At 69.4% G+C, this 16,467-nt stretch carries 19 protein-coding genes and 2 pseudogenes; 6 read left to right on the top strand and 15 right to left on the bottom strand.

The annotated features are described in order from the left end of the window. Positions 1–27: 27 nt before the first annotated feature. Both OG764_RS36085 and OG764_RS36080 read right to left on the bottom strand, forming a co-directional pair. The gene (locus tag OG764_RS36085; protein ID WP_328972560.1) at positions 28–423 is read right to left on the bottom strand and encodes a DUF2267 domain-containing protein; all 396 of its coding nucleotides are present in this window, start codon (positions 421–423) and stop codon (positions 28–30) included. A 96-nt stretch (positions 424–519) separates the two neighbouring features. Then, positions 520–954 carry an Hsp20/alpha crystallin family protein gene (locus OG764_RS36080; RefSeq protein ID WP_328972559.1) on the bottom strand — a complete coding sequence of 145 codons (435 nt, stop codon included), beginning with the start codon at positions 952–954 and terminating at the stop codon, positions 520–522. A gap of 129 nt (positions 955–1,083) precedes the next feature. Between OG764_RS36080 and OG764_RS36075 the strand changes: the two genes are divergently transcribed. Then, the gene (locus tag OG764_RS36075; RefSeq protein WP_328972558.1) at positions 1,084–1,746 is read left to right on the top strand and encodes an HSP18 transcriptional regulator; all 663 of its coding nucleotides are present in this window, start codon (positions 1,084–1,086) and stop codon (positions 1,744–1,746) included. 63 nt (positions 1,747–1,809) lie between these two features. Here the strand turns inward: OG764_RS36075 and OG764_RS36070 are convergent. Continuing rightward, positions 1,810–2,948 (bottom strand): annotated as a pseudogene (locus tag OG764_RS36070) (RNA-guided endonuclease InsQ/TnpB family protein). A 132-nt stretch (positions 2,949–3,080) separates the two neighbouring features. After that, on the bottom strand, positions 3,081–3,530 hold the full coding sequence (locus OG764_RS36065; RefSeq protein ID WP_328972557.1) for an SRPBCC family protein: 450 nt from the start codon (positions 3,528–3,530) through the stop codon (positions 3,081–3,083). Positions 3,531–3,949: 419 nt separating this feature from the next. On the opposite strand from OG764_RS36065, the gene OG764_RS36060 reads away from it, so the two are divergent. Both OG764_RS36060 and OG764_RS36055 read left to right on the top strand, forming a co-directional pair. Then, positions 3,950–4,225, top strand: coding sequence for an isoamylase early set domain-containing protein (locus OG764_RS36060; protein WP_328972556.1), 276 nt, complete (start codon positions 3,950–3,952; stop codon positions 4,223–4,225). 67 nt (positions 4,226–4,292) lie between these two features. Further along, on the top strand, positions 4,293–4,631 hold the full coding sequence (locus OG764_RS36055; protein ID WP_328973281.1) for a PRC-barrel domain-containing protein: 339 nt from the start codon (positions 4,293–4,295) through the stop codon (positions 4,629–4,631). Between the two features lie 196 nt (positions 4,632–4,827). On the opposite strand, the gene OG764_RS36050 is transcribed toward OG764_RS36055, so the two are convergent. Further along, positions 4,828–5,307 carry a DUF6296 family protein gene (locus OG764_RS36050; protein ID WP_328972555.1) on the bottom strand — a complete coding sequence of 160 codons (480 nt, stop codon included), beginning with the start codon at positions 5,305–5,307 and terminating at the stop codon, positions 4,828–4,830. 367 nt (positions 5,308–5,674) lie between these two features. Here OG764_RS36050 and ppk2 point away from each other — a divergent pair, with 367 nt between their 5' ends. After that, entirely contained in the window at positions 5,675–6,661 is a 987-nt protein-coding gene (gene ppk2 / locus OG764_RS36045) for a polyphosphate kinase 2 (RefSeq protein WP_328972554.1), read from the top strand. A gap of 166 nt (positions 6,662–6,827) precedes the next feature. On the opposite strand, the gene OG764_RS36040 is transcribed toward ppk2, so the two are convergent. From OG764_RS36040 to OG764_RS36025, 4 genes are all read right to left on the bottom strand, one after another. Further along, a complete protein-coding gene (locus OG764_RS36040) occupies positions 6,828–8,153 on the bottom strand; it encodes a diacylglycerol/lipid kinase family protein (protein ID WP_328973280.1) in 1,326 nt (441 codons plus the stop codon). 46 nt (positions 8,154–8,199) lie between these two features. Then, positions 8,200–8,361 (bottom strand): hypothetical protein, encoded by a 162-nt coding sequence (locus OG764_RS41825; RefSeq protein ID WP_443056150.1) that lies wholly within the window; start codon positions 8,359–8,361, stop codon positions 8,200–8,202. 190 nt (positions 8,362–8,551) lie between these two features. Continuing rightward, entirely contained in the window at positions 8,552–8,977 is a 426-nt protein-coding gene (locus OG764_RS36030; protein ID WP_328973279.1) for a DUF6325 family protein, read from the bottom strand. A gap of 57 nt (positions 8,978–9,034) precedes the next feature. Further along, entirely contained in the window at positions 9,035–9,400 is a 366-nt protein-coding gene (locus OG764_RS36025) for an amphi-Trp domain-containing protein (RefSeq protein WP_328972552.1), read from the bottom strand. A 237-nt stretch (positions 9,401–9,637) separates the two neighbouring features. Between OG764_RS36025 and OG764_RS36020 the strand changes: the two genes are divergently transcribed. Together OG764_RS36020 and OG764_RS36015 are read left to right on the top strand one after the other, a co-directional pair. Then, positions 9,638–10,084 (top strand): DUF7144 family membrane protein, encoded by a 447-nt coding sequence (locus OG764_RS36020; RefSeq protein WP_328972551.1) that lies wholly within the window; start codon positions 9,638–9,640, stop codon positions 10,082–10,084. Positions 10,085–10,488: 404 nt separating this feature from the next. Beyond that, the gene (locus tag OG764_RS36015; RefSeq protein ID WP_328972550.1) at positions 10,489–12,102 is read left to right on the top strand and encodes an MFS transporter; all 1,614 of its coding nucleotides are present in this window, start codon (positions 10,489–10,491) and stop codon (positions 12,100–12,102) included. A 26-nt stretch (positions 12,103–12,128) separates the two neighbouring features. Here OG764_RS36015 and OG764_RS36010 read toward each other — a convergent pair whose 3' ends face one another. The 6 genes and pseudogenes from OG764_RS36010 to OG764_RS35985 all read right to left on the bottom strand — a co-directional run. Further along, the gene (locus OG764_RS36010) at positions 12,129–12,542 is read right to left on the bottom strand and encodes an SHOCT domain-containing protein (protein ID WP_328972549.1); all 414 of its coding nucleotides are present in this window, start codon (positions 12,540–12,542) and stop codon (positions 12,129–12,131) included. Positions 12,543–12,663: 121 nt separating this feature from the next. Further along, the gene (locus OG764_RS36005; protein ID WP_328972548.1) at positions 12,664–13,500 is read right to left on the bottom strand and encodes a class II glutamine amidotransferase; all 837 of its coding nucleotides are present in this window, start codon (positions 13,498–13,500) and stop codon (positions 12,664–12,666) included. Positions 13,501–14,018: 518 nt separating this feature from the next. Further along, a complete protein-coding gene (locus tag OG764_RS36000; RefSeq protein ID WP_328973278.1) occupies positions 14,019–14,660 on the bottom strand; it encodes an HAD family hydrolase in 642 nt (213 codons plus the stop codon). A 181-nt stretch (positions 14,661–14,841) separates the two neighbouring features. After that, positions 14,842–15,525 carry a GAP family protein gene (locus OG764_RS35995; protein WP_328972547.1) on the bottom strand — a complete coding sequence of 228 codons (684 nt, stop codon included), beginning with the start codon at positions 15,523–15,525 and terminating at the stop codon, positions 14,842–14,844. A gap of 125 nt (positions 15,526–15,650) precedes the next feature. After that, entirely contained in the window at positions 15,651–16,067 is a 417-nt protein-coding gene (locus OG764_RS35990) for an SHOCT domain-containing protein (protein ID WP_328972546.1), read from the bottom strand. Positions 16,068–16,095: 28 nt separating this feature from the next. Next, a pseudogene (locus OG764_RS35985) lies at positions 16,096–16,212 on the bottom strand (class II glutamine amidotransferase); the annotation flags it as partial. Between the last annotated feature and the right edge of the window lie 255 nt (positions 16,213–16,467).

Here is a 16,467-nt window from a genome sequence, read left to right as displayed (position 1 = left end):
GCCTTTCTCTTCATTGACGGCGAGCGATCAGGTGGGGTGGGGGTGGCCGAAGAGGAGGTCGTAACCGGGCGGGAGCTGGAGCAGGACCTCGCGCATGAGGGCGTCGCCCGCCGCGGCGGCGACGGTGGAGAGGACCGCGCCGATGTCCCACAGGGCCGTCTTCTCGGTGGCGCCTTCGATCCAGGCCGCGGTCGCACGCACGAAGCGTTCGGGCGAGAGCGGTTCTGCTGCCTGCAAGGGGTTCAGAAGGATCAGGGCGTACGTCTCGGGGAGACGGGCGGCGAGCTCGGCCCGCACGGTGCCGACCAGGTGGGCGCCCAGCAGGCCCAGGACTACGCGGGCGACACGATCGGCCTCGTCAGCCGTTGCGTACTCGCCGCGTTCTCGGACGTGGTCGAGGAACGCTTCCCGGCGCATCGACATCACGCCACCTCCCAGGGAGGGGTGAAGGGACATGGGGTGCGGAGGACGGATCCCGGGGGGGGCGGGGTCCGTCCTCCGCTGCCGGCGACGGGTGGGTCAGCCGGAGATCTCCCTGCGGCCGGACTCGCCGCCAATGGCGATCTTGCGGGGCTTGGCGCGCTCGGCGATCGGGATCCGCAGGGTCAGGACACCCGCGTCGTAATCGGCTTCGATGCGCTCGGTGTCGAGGGTGTCGGCCAGCATGATCTGCCGGGAGAACACGCCCAGGGGCCGCTCGGAGAGTTCCATCTGCACGCCCTCGGACTTCCCCGTGGGGCGGCGCTCGGCCTTCACGGTCAGCATGTTCCGCTCGACGTCGATGTCGATCGCCTCGGTGCTCACGCCCGGAAGGTCGAAGGCGATCACATACGTGTCGCCCTGCCGGTAGGCGTCCATCGGCATGACGGACGGCTTCGACCAGGTACCCGACGTACCCGAGAGCTGCTGGACGATCCGGTCCATCTCGCGGAACGGGTCGGTGCGCATCAACATCGCGAAACACCTCCAGTTGGTTCAGGCAGGAACTGCCAATGCGCTTCAACGTGCTTCCGTTGTAACATGTCATCGAAACGATGACAAGTAAGGTGTCATCCAACGGATGACAGAGGTGCGGAGAACGCCATGCACGAGGCCCCCGAGCCGACCGCGGCAGTCCCCTTCGGTGTCGCCGAGGCGGCACTGAAAACCATCGACCAGGCCCTCAGGGACGCGCAGCACCCTGCGCGACCCACGGCCCCGCCGGGGCCGGCAACGGATTCGGGCCCGCACCCCGCACTGGCGGCCCTGTTGATGCTGCGCGAGATCCGCGAGCAGCTCGCCGGCTGGGAGACCGGCCTGATCGAAACCGCCCGCGGCCGGGGTGCGAGCTGGGCCGACCTCGCAGGACCTCTCGGTGTCGCCAGCCGTCAAGCCGCCGAACGCCGCTACCTGCGACTGCGCCCCGGAACCGCCGGAAGTACCGGCGAGCAGCGCGTTCAGACCACCCGCGACTCCCGCGCCGCCGACCGCACCGTCACCGCCTGGGCCCGTCACAACGCAGCCGATCTGCGCCGCCTGGCCGGCCAGGTCACCTCCCTCACCGGGCTGCCAGCCGACGCCCAGGCAGCTGTCGACGAGCTGAACGCGGCCCTCGCCGACAATGACGCCGCCCGCCTCGTCCAACCCCTGACCGGCACCCGGCCCCATCTGCGGCCCGAGGACGCCGACCTCGCCGGACGCATCGACGCCATGACCCGGCGCACCGACCAACTCCGCCAGGACACCCACGACCAACGCACCACTTGAATCCTCCCCTCCCTGAAGGGAGGGCCTTCCTCACCCTCGAGGGCTGATGTGGGGATTTCTGGCTCACGCTGCCCGACGAGGCTGCGCCCCGTCGGGTCTTCTGCGATCGGCACCAGCCGGGTTGAGACCAGCCCGGTCCAGCATCACGTGTGCGGAGTTCTTGTCCCTGGGGGACACGCCTCCGCACACGGTGCACGTATACGTTCGTTCTGAGAGAGGTAGTGCGTGCTTGGTTCTCGCTCCGCACTGCGCGCAGTCCATGGTGGTGTGCGCGGGGTGCACCAGGTGCACGGCCCTGCCGTGCTTGCGGCCCATCTCGATCAGGGCCGTCTTCGTCGCACCGATCGCCGCGTCGGCGGCCTTTCGGGCCATGGTCGTCTTGGCGAAGAACTTCGGGCGGAAGTCCTCCACCGCAATGGCGTCGTGGTCGCGGACCACGCGCTTGGCCCACTTACGGCCGGTGTCCTGGCGCTGCCGGGCCACCTTCTTGTGCAGCTTGGCCGTCTGCTTCTTCGCCCGCTGGTAGCCCTTCGAGCCGGGCTTGCCCTTCGCCGGTTTCCGGCGGGACATCATCCGCTGGTACCGGGTCAGCTTCGCCTGAGCCCTCTTCCCGTGCCCGGCGTGTGGAAGGTCGTGGGCATCGCTCGTGGTGGTCGCGGTCTCGCTCACACCCCAGTCGATACCGATCACCGCACCCGTCTCCGGGAGCGGCTGCACCTCGGCGGGGACGACGAACGAGCAGTACCAGTGCCCGAGACCGTCCTGATAGACCCGCACGCTGGACGGGTCGGACGGAAGGTCCCGTGACCACACCACCGCCAGTACGATCCCGGCCGCCAGGTGCAGGCGCCCATCCTTCAACCGGAATCCGCGCCTGGTGTAGTTGAGGGACGGCAGCGCTTCCCGCTTCTTCTTCCACTTGGGCATCCCGGCCCGCTGCCGCACCGGCAAACGCTCCTTGACGTCCTTCTGCGCCTTGGCACGGGCCTTCCCGAAGTCCCGGACCAGCTGCTGCTGCGGAACCGAGGACCCCTCACGAAGCCACGCGTTCATGGTGCGGGCTTCGGTCAGCAGCACTCGTTCCACACCCAACGGCACCGGGCCCACTCACCCATCAGGGCAGCATGCCCGATGGACGACACCCGGACGCGGAAGGTCCACCGGGCATGCCCGGCATCCCCCACCAACGCTGTCGTCACCATCCCCACCAGCTATCCCCGACCACTGACAACAGCTGCGCTCCGGCACCGCGGCGGCCGCCGCGCGTGGTCTGCGCGGCGGCCGCGTGGCCTCTGCCCCGAGCGGGGCCCACCCTGCAGGCGGGTCAGGCGCTGTCAGACCTGGCCGCGCCACTGTCCGGTGGCGGTGCCCCGGTCTTCGATGAAGTGCTTGAAGCGCTTCAGGTCGCCCTTGACCTGGCGGTCGACGAAGCCGAGCTTGTCGCCGATGCTCTCCGCCATCCCCTCGGGGTCGAAGTCCATCATCAGCGTGACCTGCGTATGGGTGGGATCGATGGGCTGGAAGGTCACCAAGCCGGACTGTTCGCTCTCACCGCCGACGGTCACCCACGCCACCTTGGTATCCGGGATCTGCTCCGTGATCTCCGCGTCGAACTCCCGCTCGACACCAGCGATCTTCGTCACCCAGTGCGTGAGCGTGTCCGTGCGCTGCTCGATGCGCTCCACCCCCTCCATGAACTCCGGGAACGACTCGAACTGCGTCCACTGGTCATACGCAGTACGGACCGGAACGTCGACCTCGATGGACTCCTTGACGTGCGACATGGCTGCCTCCTTGATCTGGGAAGCGGGAGCCGGGCAGTCTCGGGCCTGTCCGACTCCCGCCGGTACACCCACATCCGTGCCCGCTCACCGCACGCCTGCCCCGGCAACCAGGAAGTGACTCCCCGAACGAGCCCACTTCCCGGACCAGGCAGCCCCCAGCAGTCGCGATCCAGGCCACACCTGAAACCTGGGTCATGGACGGAGACGCGTGAACACGCCCCGGAGTGGTGAGGGTCGGCCACACCCGTTTCCCCGCGCCACCCTCCGGATCAGCACCTGAGCGTGTCCTGCCGCCGACGGGCGGGCAGCCGTCCGGGTGGCAGCAGTGGCAGCTGGCGTAGTGGCGCGATGCCTGCACCCTCGCAGCGGGCATCAATGGCCAAGCCATTGGGCCCCGGACATGAAGGAGCTGACCGTCGATGCTTGAACGCACCCGGCGCAAGAAGCGCACCGAGATCACGTTCGTCCTGCCCGCCGGCCATCCGGCCGGTGAGGTCAGCGTGGTCGGCGACTTCAACCAGTGGCGGCCCGGCGCCCACCCGATGACCGAGAGGCCGGACGGGACCCGCGCGGTCACGGTCGCCTTCCCGGTGAACGAACGCCACGGGTTCCGCTACCTCGCCCACGGCGGTCACTGGTTCGACGAAGAGGAAGCCGACGGCCACGACGGCCGCAACAGCCTCCTGCACACCTGACGCGCCGCGCACCATACGGCCCCCGTGCGGCTCCCACACCCCAGAGGAGAGAACACGCGTGACTGACATGTGGAGCTACAACCCCGAATCGCACTACACGCCCGGCACCAGCCTGGTCGGCTTCAAGGTCGAAGCCAGCGACGGGCACATCGGCAAGGTCGACGAGCACACCGAGGACGTCGGCTCCTCTTACATCGTCGTCGACACGGGCCCGTGGATCTTCGGCAAACACGTCCTCATCCCCGCCGGCACCGTCGTGCGCGTCGACGTGAACGAGGAAACCATCAACGTCAACCTCACCAAGGACCAGATCAAGGACTCCCCCGAATACGACAAGGAAAAGCACCGCGGCGACGCCGCCTACCGCAACCAACTCGGCCAGTACTACGGCCGCGACCACACCTGACCCCCGCATCCCGCAGCCGCTGCGGCTCCCCACCACGCACAGGAGCCGCAGCTCTGCAACGCGGCGACCCGCTCTCGGCCGCTCCCCCGGGCAGACGGGCCGCGGCGGGCGCCGACCGGCGCCACGTCATCCTGGGAACCGGTCGTTCGGGTCGGGAGGCGCGGCGGCGAGCGGCCGCGCCTGGTCGCGCGGATCGTCAGTTCGAGGGGCGCGCCGTGACCCCGTGGGCGGGTTCCTGGCCGGCGCCGGTGGCCAGGACGCGCACTTCCGCCTGGTCGCTGATCTCTGCCTGGATGATGCCGGTAACGTCCTCGTAGATGGGGTGGCCTCCGGGCCCTGTCCGGCCTGTGATGGTCACCTCCACGAGGTCTTGGCCGCCGTCAAGCCCGCCGGGGAAGACCAGCTCGTATTTTTGCCGCGGCCCGGCTCCCGGATCGTCCGTGGCGGGCGCGGGAGGCGGGGACGCGCTGTGGAGGTCGCCGGCGACTGGTTCCCGCGTGTTGGCTTCGCGGACCCGCTCAGGGTCGACCGGTGGTGCGGTTGACCCCGTTCCCACCCGCGAGGGTGCTCCTGGAGCCCGTCCGTGATCATCGGCAGTACCGCCCTGGTGCTGCAAAAGAGGAGCCGGCGTAGAGCTGCCGGAATCCGGGGGCGTACCTTCAGCCGTGTCTCCCATGCCTCTCTCCTCATCTCCATCCTGCCCGGGCTTTCGTGCGGACTCTGAGCCTGCGGGGTGTCCCGATCCGTGCGGCTCCCCGGCGTGGATGATGTCGGAGAACTTGATCGCGTCCTGGACGAGGAAGGCGGGGATGGTGTTCCGCCGGTACTACGGGCGGGGCTCTTCGCCACCCTGATCATTGTCGGGGGTCTCCCACGATACTGCGCGCGTTGCCGTCCGGCGGGATTCTGCGGCCGGCACATCTTCAGCATGCTCACGCGGCCCGGTGCGGCGCCGACCGTGGCCGAGCCGGCTCGTGACCCCCGGCTCCGGCCGGAAGAGTGCCTTCGCGTGCCCCGGCGCGTCCAGTGGGTAGGGGCGCGGTATGAACGAGCGGGAGCGCCCGGAATCCGAGGACTTGCTGGCAGGGCTGAGCGTGGACGATCACCGGCCGGAGCAGCCGGTGCTGCTGGACTCGGTCGGCGCCCCGATCCGGACGTGGCAGGAGAACTATCCGTACGACCGGAAGATGCGGCGCGCGGAGTACGAGCGGACCAAGCGGATCCTGCAGATCGAGCTGCTCAAGCTGCAGCGCTGGGTGAAGGACACCGGGGCGCGGATCGTGGTGATCTGCGAGGGCCGGGATGCAGCCGGCAAGGGCGGCACCATCCAGCGGTTCACCGAGCGGCTCAACCCTCGCGGGGCTCGCATCGTCGCCCTGGACAGGCCGACCGACCGGGAGGCCGGGCAGTGGTACTTCCAGCGCTACACCGCCTTCCTGCCGACGGCCGGTGAGATCGTCTTCTTCGACCGTTCCTGGTACAACCGCGCCGGCGTCGAGAAGGTGATGGGCTTCTGCACCGACGAACAGTACGGGCTGTTCCTCCGGCAGTGCCCCACCTTCGAGGCCATGCTGGTGGACGACGGGGTCCTGCTGGTGAAGTTCTGGTTCTCCGTCTCGCGCGCCGAACAGCGCACCCGCTTCGCGATCCGCCAGGTCGACCCGGTGCGCCAGTGGAAGCTGTCCCCCACCGACCTCGCCTCCCTGGACCTGTGGGACGCGTACACCGCCGCCAAGGTCGACATGTTCCGGGCCACCGACACCCACCACGCACCATGGACCGTCGTGAAGAACAACGACAAGCGGCGGGGCCGCCTGGAGGCCATCCGCAGCCTCCTGGCGCGCATCGACTACGACCGCAAGGACACCACGGCGGTCGGCCACCCCGACCCGTTGATCGTGGGCGCCGCGGACACCCTCCTGGAGCCAGGAGAGGAGTCCACCACCACTCTGTCCCCCACCGCGCTCGCCGGTCTTCCCCTCGGCCCCGGACGCCATCCGCAGCAACCGCCCCCGGCCGATCCCGGATGACCGACCGTGCACGGTCCTCCTGATGCCGGTGTGGGCGGAGCCCGGCACAGGCGGCACGCGCACTCGGTGAGCCCGCTGCGGACGACGGCCCCGAGATTCGCCATCGCCGGTGAGGACGACCGCGGAGCGATCCCCGGCACGCACACGGAAAGCGGCGGGGGCGCCGTCAGGAAGGGGCACGCGTCCCCGAAGGCCCTGGGCGGCCGCCGACGGCCGCTCTGCCCATCGTCAGCGCCAGCCTGCGCACCCCGGACCAGTCCATCGGCACCCCGGCCTTGACGCCGGGCCGGTGCCGGGGCACCAGGACCCGCAGGACGCCCGGTTCCACGCGGCAGTGCACCGGTGCGGGCATGGTCAGCGACTCGCCGTCCACTCCGACGCGCACGAGCGGACCGTCCGAGTCGACGACGACCTCCCGGGTCGTCAGCGACGTCAGACCGCCGGACCCCTCGTGGCGCAGGATGCCGGCCGCCTGGGCGGCGTTGTTCACCTTCACGCTCAGGACGCCGAGGGTTCCGGTGTCCAGGCGGGTGCGCCGCCCCAGCCCCGCCGTGTCACCGCGGCCGTAGGGATTGTTGCTCACCAGCACGGCCTGCGGTTCCTTGACGGTCGTGCCGTCGGCGCGCACGCTCAGTCTCGGTCCGCCGCGGCGCGCGAGCAGGTCGGGCAGCAGCGCCAGAATCGTACGGATCTTGTCGTCGCGGTACGCCGGGCTCTGGACCACTTCGGCGTACGCGCCGAAGGACGCGTTGTTCACGAAGGGACGCCCCTCGATCCTGCCGAGGTCCACCCGCACCTCCACGCCGTCGGTCAGTGCGTCCAGGCAAGCCGCCGGGTCGCCCCGGTCCAGTCCGAGGTCCAGTGCGAAGTGATTGCGGGTGCCCGCGCTGATGACCAGGAACGGGACGTCCCGCTCCACCGCCACGCCCGCGACCAGTGCCTGGGTGCCGTCGCCGCCCGCCACGCCCACGAGGTCGGCGCCCCGGTCCACCGCCCGGCGGGCGAGCTCGGCGACGTCCTGGGGGTGGTCGGAATCCAGGAGCACCACCTCGGCGCCCAGCGCCTCGGCCTTCTCCCGCAGGCCGAAGGCGCCGACCTTCCCGCCGCCGGAGCGCGGATTCATGATGATGAACGGCCGCTTCGGTGGCACGACCGGATGCTCGGGCATCCGGGTCCGGCCCTCCTCGGCGAGCGCGGATCGACCCGCCGCCACTGCCAGGGACCACAGGAGCAGCGTGCAGAGCACCACCCAGAGCAGTCCGACGCGCGCGTACCAGAGGATCACAGCCGCGGGTACCACCACGCACAGCAGCGCCGCCAGCCACCTGACGGGGCCGCGATGGGCCAGTACCAGCCACACGGCGGCAGCCGTCACGGCCACTCCGGCCAGTCCCACGACGACCAAGACGACGCTGCGCAAGCCGGCGAACACCAGCATGACGATCAGCGCCGCCGCGCCGGACAGCAGTGCCACGCGCGCCTTGGCATGCATGCTCACGTGGTTGGCCTCCGCTCCACCACAGGTCGTAGCCGCACTTTCAGGAGTTGAGGATGCGGTCCTTCTGCACCGCCAGTTCCGCTTCGGTGAGCACGCCCTGCTCCTTGAGGGCGGCGAGCTCCTTCAGCTGGGCGATCTTGTCGTCCATGCTGGGCGCGGCCGAGGGCGGCGGGGCGGCCGGCTCCGGCTGGGCCTGGGCCACCGCAGCGTCGTTCTGCTGGGACCAACGGCCGGCCTGACGGCGTGAGACACGATTCGAGACGGCCGTTGCCGTCCCTGCGATGGCGGCGGTTCGCACGACACCGCGCAGTAGTCCGGGCATGTTTCCTGCCTCAGCTTCGGTGCTTCTCTTCGTGGTCTGTGTTTCCCTGTTGCGTTTGCCGTGGTGTCTTTCAGGCCGCGGCGTCGTCGAGCGCGTCCAGCACCTCGATCAGGTCCTGCGGCGACACCCGGCCGCTCGCGACCATCCGCGCGTCGGCACGGCGCAGGGCGGCGGCCAAGGGCGCTGCCCAGAGGTTCTCGTAGAGGAGGACGGCCGCGGAATCCCCCGGCTTGAGCAGCGAGCCGGCTTCGGCGAGGTCGTCCTCGCCGAGCAGACCCGAGGAGACTCCTTCGAAGAAGGTGAGGTCGAGGTTGCCGTCTCCCGTCACGTCCGCGAGGGCCAGGCCCCGCACCGACCCGTCTTCCTGCTTGGCCAGGAAGGTCAGGTCGAGGATGCGGATGATGCCGCGGTCCACGAGGTCGACGAGCAGCGGCATCCCTTCACCGGTCAGGCGGCTGCCCGGGAATTCGACGACGAGGTAGTCGATGGGCCCCATCTCGTCGAGCCCGTTGTCACTGGTCACGTCAGTCCTCTCGTGGTGCGAATCCGTCACTCATGCGCGTTTCGCGGCGGAACGCCGCGGCTTGGCCGCCGTCGTGGCCTTCCTGGTCCGCGCGGGGCGCGCCGGGGCGCTGGGGGCCGGTTCCGGTTCCTTCGCGGCCTTCTGCGCGGGGCGGGCGACCTTGCGGGGTCGGCCGGTGGTCCACTTCAGCTCGATCTCCAGCTCGATCTCGTCGCCGTCCACCTCGATCTCCACTTCGCTGTGGAGCTCGTCGGGGACGCGCAGGCTGAGTACGCCCGAACCCAGCTGCACCTCCGTCTTCCCACCCTCTCGGAGCGCCTGGGCGAGCGCCGCGAGCTGGTCGGCGGCCTCGACGCGCGACAACGAGCGCTTCTGCTCGAACTTGAGGTCCGTCATGGCTTTCTCCAGGGCATGGGGACGCATCTGACCGAACGGACCAGACACCAGCCATGCTCCCCGCCGTGCCGTGATCCCGCACGGCCGGCCGTGCCGTCGGGTGAACACCCCCCGCGCACACGCAGCCGGACACAATTCACCCGAATGGACGCGCCCGGGTGTCCGCCCGCCGGGCCCGGCGGGACGCTGGGCCCGGTAGCCCGACCGCAACGCTCGGGCTGGCGAAGGGAGCTCCTCGTGACGCAGACATCCCCCACCCCTCCTGCCGGTGCGCCCCGCGGCAACAGGGCGCACGACGACCGATACGGCTGGGCAGCGGGGGGCACCGTGTTCGCCGGTATCCTGCTCCTGGTCGACGGCATCCTCGGCGTGCTCAAGGGCATCGCCGGCATCGCCGAGGACGACGTGTACGCGCGCCTGGGCAACTACGTCTTCGAGTTCGACGTGACCGCCTGGGGCTGGATCCTCCTGATCCTCGGCGTCATCCTCATAATCGTGGGCATCGGACTGCTCAAGGGCGCCGCCATGTGGGCGCGGGTCCTCGGCGTGGCAGTGGCAGGGTTCAGCATCATCGTGAACTTCATGTGGCTGCCCTACACCCCGGTGTGGGCCCTCATCTCGATCGGCATCGGCGTCTTCGTGATCTGGGCCCTGTGCACGAACGACAGGCACTCCACCGCCTGACCGATCGGGGCCGTACGTCCGGTTCCCGGCCGCGGCCGGCACACCATCCAGGACTTCCACGCGCACTCGAACCGGTCCGACCGCCCGGCCCCCCGGTCCGGTCGGACCGGCCAACCCTCCCGGGCCCGCGCTGCCGCCGAGCGTGACCCGCCCACCACCACCCCGTGGGGGTCTAGACGCCGGTGGTGGCGGTGATGACGCCATCGGCGATCGCCGCGGTGAGCAGGGCAGGCGCGGGGACATGGTCTCCACGACGGCCGAGCCCTTCATGTCGCGCAGCTGGCGCCCGTAGAAGTGGCGTCCGTTCGGTCCGGTCGTCCGCGCACCGCACGGCCACCCCCATCCGGCTGACCATCCAGCGGGTCTGCGCGCGCTGCGTCGCAGGCACTGGGACCGTACCTGCCATGGCACCTGCGGCAGGCACTTCCGGACCGTCGGCGCGCGCGGGGCTCGTCCTGTTGACACTCGCGTCCGGGCAGTTCCTGATGGCGCTCGACAGCTCAGTCATGAACGTGTCCATCGCGACGGTGGCCGACGACGTCGGCACGACCGTGACCGGGATCCAGGGCGCGATCACGGCGTACACCCTCGTGATGGCGATGTTCATGATCCCCGGCGGCAAGGTCGGCGCGCTCATCGGCCACAAGCGAGCGTTCCTCATCGGCTGCGTGATCTACGGCTGCGGGTCCCTGACGACCTCGCTGGCCCCGAACCTGCCGGTGCTCCTGCTGGGCTGGTCATTCCTGGAGGGCATCGGGGCCGCGCTGATCCTGCCCGCCATCGTCGCCTTGGTCGCCGCCAACTTCGCGGCGGAGCGCCGGCCGGCCGCCTACGGGATGGTCGCCGCCGCGGGTGCCGTGGCGATCGCTGTCGGACCCATCATCGGCGGCGTCGCCACCACGTACTTCTCCTGGCGCTGGGTCTTCGCCGGCGAGGTCGTGATCGTGCTCGGCATCCTCGTGCTCGCCCGCCGGACGGCGGACGCACAGACCGAGGGAAGCCCGCGCCTCGACCTGGTCGGCACCGCGCTGTCCGCCCTCGGGCTCGGGGCGTTCGTCTACGGCGTGCTCCGCTCGGGCGCATGGGGCTGGTTCCAGCCGAAGCCCGACGCACCCGCCTGGCTGGGGATCTCCCTGGTGGTATGGCTGATGCTGGCCGGCCTGCTGCTGATCTGGCTCTTCCTGCGCTGGGAAGCCCTCGTGGTGGAGCGCAACCGGGAACCGCTGGTCGACCCGGCCCTGCTGCGCAACCGTCAGCTCACGGGCGGCTTGACGATGTTCTTCTTCCAGTACCTGGTCCAGATGGGCGTGTTCTTCCTCGTCCCGCTCTACCTCTCGGTTGCGCTGGGTCTGTCCACGCTCCAGACCGGTGCGCGCATCCTGCCGCTCTCGCTGACCCTGCTGGCCGCCGCGATCCTGATCCCGCGCCTCCTGCCCGACGTCTCACCGCGGCGGGTCGTGCGACTCGGTGTCCTCGCGCTGCTCGTGGGAGCGCTGGCCTTGCTGGCCGCACTCGACGCGGACGCGGGCCCCGAGGCCGTCACCGTCCCGCTGCTGCTGATCGGGCTCGGCATGGGAGCCCTCGCCTCGCAGCTGGGAGCCGTCACCGTGTCCGCGGTGCCGGACCGGCAGAGTGCCGAAGTCGGCGGTGTCCAGAACGCCGTCACCAACCTCGGCGCTTCGATCGGAACGGCTCTGGCCGGTTCGATCATGATCGCGGTGCTCGGGGCCTCGTTCCTCACCAGCGTCGAGCAGAACCAGGCCATCCCGGCCGAGGTCAAGAGCCAGGCAACCGTAAGGCTCGAAAGCGGCGTGCCCTTCATGTCGGACGCCCAGCTCAAGGCCGCCCTCGACGAAGCGGGTACGAGTCCCGAGCTGTCCTCGGCGGCGCTCGACGCGAACGCCGCCGCGCGTCTCGCCGGCCTGCGCGCCGCACTCGCCGTCCTCGCCCTCGCCGCGCTGGTCGCGCTGTTCTTCACCCAGCGAATCCCGAACACCCAGGCGCGCTCGAAGACATGACGGGCCGGCAGGCGCCCTTCAGGAGGTCAGATCGCGAGGGCTTTGGCCTTGGCCTGTTCGTACTCGGCTGCCGTGATGTCGCCGCGGTTCTTGAGTTCGGCGAGCCGTGTCAGTTCCTCGGCGGCGCTCGCGGGTGTGGCGTTCTCGCGTACGTAGGAGCGGAACGCCTGCTCGTTCGCCTGGGCCCGCCTCAGCTCGCGTTCGCCCATCCCGCGCCCGCGGGCGATGAGGTACACGAACACGCCGAGGAAGGGCAGGATGATCACGAAGATGGTCCATCCGGCCTTTCCCCAGCCGTTCAGCTCGTCGTCGCGGAAGATGTCGCCGATGACGCGGAAGAGGAGCATGAACCAGAGGACCCAGAGGAAGACCATCATCATGGTCCAGAACATGTTCAGCAGCGGGTAGTCCACTGCCAGGTTCATCACCGAGTCGTTCATGGCCGGTCTCCTCCCGGTTGTGACGGGGCGCGGCTACCTGTTCGGGACCGCGAGGCAAGCGAGACGCCCGCCGTCGTCTGCGGCCTCTGGAACAGCCCGCGTAGGGGAATGCGACGATGTGTCATGCCGGTTCCGGGTTGAAGGGACGCAAATCGTCGGCCCCGGCGTGCACGACGCCGTAGCTGCTCTCGGGTACCTCGTTCCAGGCACCGGGCAGATCACCGAGAGGTTCGGACACCACCAGTCGGGTCTCGTCGGACACGTCCTGGAGGAAGGCCATGTCGGGGTGCAGTTTGCGCAGTGTGTCCACGCGGGTGCTGTAGAAGAGCGACCGTGAGGCGCCCTCGCTGGAGTAGCGGAAGGCCCACACAGTCGTCCCGTCACTGACGGCGACCGTCATCTGCATCGGGTGCTCGACGCCGTGCTCGCGGCCGACGCGCTCCACCACCCCCACCATCCTGGCGACGGCGCCCGGCGGGTCCTCCTCCAAGCCGAAGGTGAGCGCCAGGTAGAACATCGTCTCCGAGTCCGTCGTCCCTTCGATCTCGGAGTACAGCACGGGGTCGACGAGCAGGGTGAGGTCGCGCCGCATCATGTGGAAGCCGGCGATGGAGCCGTTGTGCATCCACATCCAGCGGCCGTGCCGGAAGGGGTGACAGTTCGTCTGCTGCACCGCCGTGCCCGTCGACGCCCTGATGTGGGCGAAGAACAACGGGGAGGTGACGTGGTCCGCGAGTTCCCGCAGGTTGCGGTTGTTCCAGGCGGGACCGACGTCCCGCAGGAGCGCGGGGGTGCCATTGCTGCCCTCCGGGTACCACCCGACGCCGAAGCCATCGCCGTTCGTCGTCTCCACGCCCAGCTTGGAGTGCAGGCTCTGGTCGATCAGCGAGTGGGCCGGTTTGTAAAGGATGGTGTCGAGCAGCAGGGGTGTTCCCGAGTAGGCCAGCCATCGGCACATGAGCGATCACCTTTGTTCCTACCTGTACCTGCGGGAATGCTGCTGTGTCCCGCTTGCCCCCGGCTTCCCGAGTCTTCCGACGAGTTCGCCGTTACCGCGCGGCCGCGCTCCGCCGCCCTGCCGGATCTTCCTTGAGCGCGTCGAGGATGGAGCACCGCCTCCTGGTCTGCCGGCGACGCCTTGTCCGCCGGTCGGGTGACTCTCATCCGGTCAGTCTCATTTTCGCCTCCCCTGCGTTGCATCGCCATGCGGGCGCGGATCGTCCACTTGGCGCGGTACGCCTGCGTCGGGCTCGACGTGGTCGCCTGCGCGGATGCCCGAGCCCGGCCGACGGGTCGCCGGAGTCGTCCTGACCACATTTGCCGGTGCCCGTAGGGCATGGCCTACGCCGAGCCGGCGGGCCTGCCACCCACTCACCGGCTCGGAACGGTCGTTCGGCCCGGGGATGCGCTGGTGGCAGGGACCTCCCGGGTGGCTGTCATGTGGCCTGCACCCGCCGGAGACCGGCCAGGCCGACGTCATCCGAGGGGGACGCGCGATGGGACCAAGGGCCCGGCGTTCAAGTGCGCTGCGATACGCGCGATGGTCCCGGCATTGTCCTCGAACAGATGCGCCTGCATGCCCGCCGCCTGAGCGGCCTCGACGATGACTGGGACATCGTCGATGAACAGGCAGTTCTCCGGTTGCACGTCCAAGCTGGCGCATGCGACCTCGAAAGCACGCGGGTCGGGCTTCTCGATGCCGATCTCGTGCGAGTAGACGATCTGCTCGACCAGTTCGTCGAAGTGATACAGCGTCGTCTCCCGCTCCCTGGCGCCGACGAAACTGTTGCTCAGGATGCCCAACTTGCACCTTCCGCGCAGCCCTCGCACGTAGTTGATGAGCTCCACGTTCGGCGTCCCCAGATACTCCGCCCAGAGATCAGCCATGAAGGCTTCAACCCGCGGGGCGTCGAGGCCCAAACGGGCCGCCACTTGCTCGTGCACCTCTCGCTCGCTGATGCCCCCTACGCTCCCAGCCCGCCACACGTCGCGCATCCGCTCGTGGACGGTGCCGGGTAGCAGGTCCAGCCGCTCTTCCCACCGTTGCACCCATCCCGTTTCCGGCGTGTTCTCCAGCACGCCGCCGATGTCGAGAATGACGCAGGTCGCGGTCGCGATCACGCGAACTCCCCCCTCTTCGTCCTGGTCTGCCGGGCGGACCCAGACAGCCCGCTCAGGTGGTCGGCGGAGACACTGTCACCTCTCCCCCTGGGGCAAGGTCAAGCGATCTTCGAAGCTTGTGACAGCCCCGTCGCAACCGGACGCCCCGGCTCGCCCCGATCAAAGACGCTCCGCTCGTTCATCCCGTGAGCTGGTAGAGGCTCCTGCTGACGAGCCACAGGCCGAGGACGAGGCAGGTGACCACGATCGCCGGGTCCTTGTGGAGTTCGAGCCATTCGCGCAAGTTGGTCAGGGCGAGCTGGGCCCTTTCCGGCGCGAACACCATGTACAGCTCCATGGCCAGCAGGCTGGAGGTGGCCAGCAGGCAGAACGCCGCCAAGGCCAGATAGGACGCCGCGTGGGAGAGATCGGCTTGCACGACGGTGGCGGCAGCAGCGCCGACCATCCCCCAGGGCTGCAGGAGCACGGCGAGCGCGGCCGCGGACCATCCGGTGGCGTCGTCCATGCGTGAGGACAGCGACGTCCTGGAGGCATCGGACTGCTCCCTGTCGGAGGAACCAGGCGTCGTCGCGGTACGACGGCGGCGACGGCGTCTCCGCTCGCTGTAGACGATCAGGCCCACGCCGATGATCAGGGTGGCGACGAGTGCCGCGATGGAGGGCGGGGAGCGGGGTGCGGGCGGCTCGCCGCCTGTCAGGAACAGGACGATCGCGATGACGGCCACCAGACAGGCCAGCCAGGCCAGGATGAAGGCCAGCCCCTTCCTCACCCCGCGAGGTGCGGAGACGACCAACACGAAGGCCATGATCGGCAAGGGGAAGAGGGTGACCACCAAGCCGATGAGGAGCAGGTCAAGCACCATGGCGACGCACCCCGCACCCGTGCTCCGCCCCCGCCGGGAGGCAGGGGCCGGCGGTGACGACAACCCGTGTCGCTCTCATGGTGCGCGCCTTGCGTGCGGGTGCCCTCCGGCGGCCGGTTCGGCCCTCAGGACGCGAGGAGGACCTTGGCCTTGGCCTGCTCGTACTCGGCTGCCGTGATGTCTCCGCGGTTCTTGAGCTCGGCGAGCCGGGACAGCTCGTCGGCAGCGCTCCTGGCTCCGGCGCTCTCCTGTACGTAGGAGCGGAATGCCTGCTCATGCTGCTGAGCCCTCTTCAGCTCGCGTTCGCCCATCCCCCGCCCCCGGGCGATCAGGTACACGAACACGCCCAGGAAGGGCAGCAGGATGACGAAGACGGTCCATCCGGCCTTTCCCCAGCCGTTCAGCTCGTCGTCGCGGAAGATGTCGCCGATGACGCGGAAGAGGAGCATGAACCAGAGGACCCAGAGGAAGACCATCATCATGGTCCAGAACATGTTCAGCAGCGGGTAGTCCACCGCGAGATCGAGCATCGTTCCGTTCATCGCCGGTCTCCTGTCGGTTGGGGCGGGGGCTGGTTCCCAGAGCGCACTTGGCGTGCAGGCTCTGGTCGATCAGGGAGTGGGCCGGTTTGTACAGGATGGTGTCGAGCAACATGGGGGTCCCCGAGTAGGCGAGCCATCGACACATGTGCGATCACCTGTGTTCCTACTGCCGCCTGCTGACGTGCTGCCACGGGCAGAAATGCGCTTGGGTCCCGCGCGGCCTCGCTCGGGATCGCCGGCAGTCGGCCATCACCTCTCTGCAGCGAGGTGCCGACTCGGAGCCCCTGGGCCGCATCCGAGGACAGCCGCGGGGGCGTCTCGCTCCGTCTCGCGACGCTGCGGGCACCCAGTCCGTACGAGCCCGCCGGGCGGCTGCTTCGCCAGCCCCTCCATTCTCCTG

Source organism: Streptomyces sp. NBC_00239 (assembly GCF_036194065.1).
Lineage (GTDB): Bacteria > Actinomycetota > Actinomycetes > Streptomycetales > Streptomycetaceae > Streptomyces.
The sequence above is the reverse complement of the archived record's forward strand: the minus strand, read 5'-3'. Positions and strand labels throughout refer to the sequence as shown.

What these genes read in the sequence shown, in the direction of transcription:
- OG764_RS36085 (WP_328972560.1), bottom strand. Translation starts at nt 423, where the DNA reads ATGTCGATGCGCCGGGAAGCGTTCCTCGACCACGTCCGAGAACGCGGC.
- OG764_RS36080 (WP_328972559.1), bottom strand. Translation starts at nt 954, where the DNA reads ATGTTGATGCGCACCGACCCGTTCCGCGAGATGGACCGGATCGTCCAG.
- OG764_RS36075 (WP_328972558.1), top strand. Translation starts at nt 1,084, where the DNA reads ATGCACGAGGCCCCCGAGCCGACCGCGGCAGTCCCCTTCGGTGTCGCC.
- OG764_RS36065 (WP_328972557.1), bottom strand. Translation starts at nt 3,530, where the DNA reads ATGTCGCACGTCAAGGAGTCCATCGAGGTCGACGTTCCGGTCCGTACT.
- OG764_RS36060 (WP_328972556.1), top strand. Translation starts at nt 3,950, where the DNA reads ATGCTTGAACGCACCCGGCGCAAGAAGCGCACCGAGATCACGTTCGTC.
- OG764_RS36055 (WP_328973281.1), top strand. Translation starts at nt 4,293, where the DNA reads ATGTGGAGCTACAACCCCGAATCGCACTACACGCCCGGCACCAGCCTG.
- OG764_RS36050 (WP_328972555.1), bottom strand. Translation starts at nt 5,307, where the DNA reads ATGGGAGACACGGCTGAAGGTACGCCCCCGGATTCCGGCAGCTCTACG.
- ppk2 (WP_328972554.1), top strand. Translation starts at nt 5,675, where the DNA reads ATGAACGAGCGGGAGCGCCCGGAATCCGAGGACTTGCTGGCAGGGCTG.
- OG764_RS36040 (WP_328973280.1), bottom strand. Translation starts at nt 8,153, where the DNA reads ATGCATGCCAAGGCGCGCGTGGCACTGCTGTCCGGCGCGGCGGCGCTG.
- OG764_RS36030 (WP_328973279.1), bottom strand. Translation starts at nt 8,977, where the DNA reads ATGGGGCCCATCGACTACCTCGTCGTCGAATTCCCGGGCAGCCGCCTG.
- OG764_RS36025 (WP_328972552.1), bottom strand. Translation starts at nt 9,400, where the DNA reads ATGACGGACCTCAAGTTCGAGCAGAAGCGCTCGTTGTCGCGCGTCGAG.
- OG764_RS36015 (WP_328972550.1), top strand. Translation starts at nt 10,489, where the DNA reads ATGGCACCTGCGGCAGGCACTTCCGGACCGTCGGCGCGCGCGGGGCTC.
- OG764_RS36010 (WP_328972549.1), bottom strand. Translation starts at nt 12,542, where the DNA reads ATGAACGACTCGGTGATGAACCTGGCAGTGGACTACCCGCTGCTGAAC.
- OG764_RS36005 (WP_328972548.1), bottom strand. Translation starts at nt 13,500, where the DNA reads ATGTGCCGATGGCTGGCCTACTCGGGAACACCCCTGCTGCTCGACACC.
- OG764_RS35995 (WP_328972547.1), bottom strand. Translation starts at nt 15,525, where the DNA reads ATGGTGCTTGACCTGCTCCTCATCGGCTTGGTGGTCACCCTCTTCCCC.
- OG764_RS35990 (WP_328972546.1), bottom strand. Translation starts at nt 16,067, where the DNA reads ATGAACGGAACGATGCTCGATCTCGCGGTGGACTACCCGCTGCTGAAC.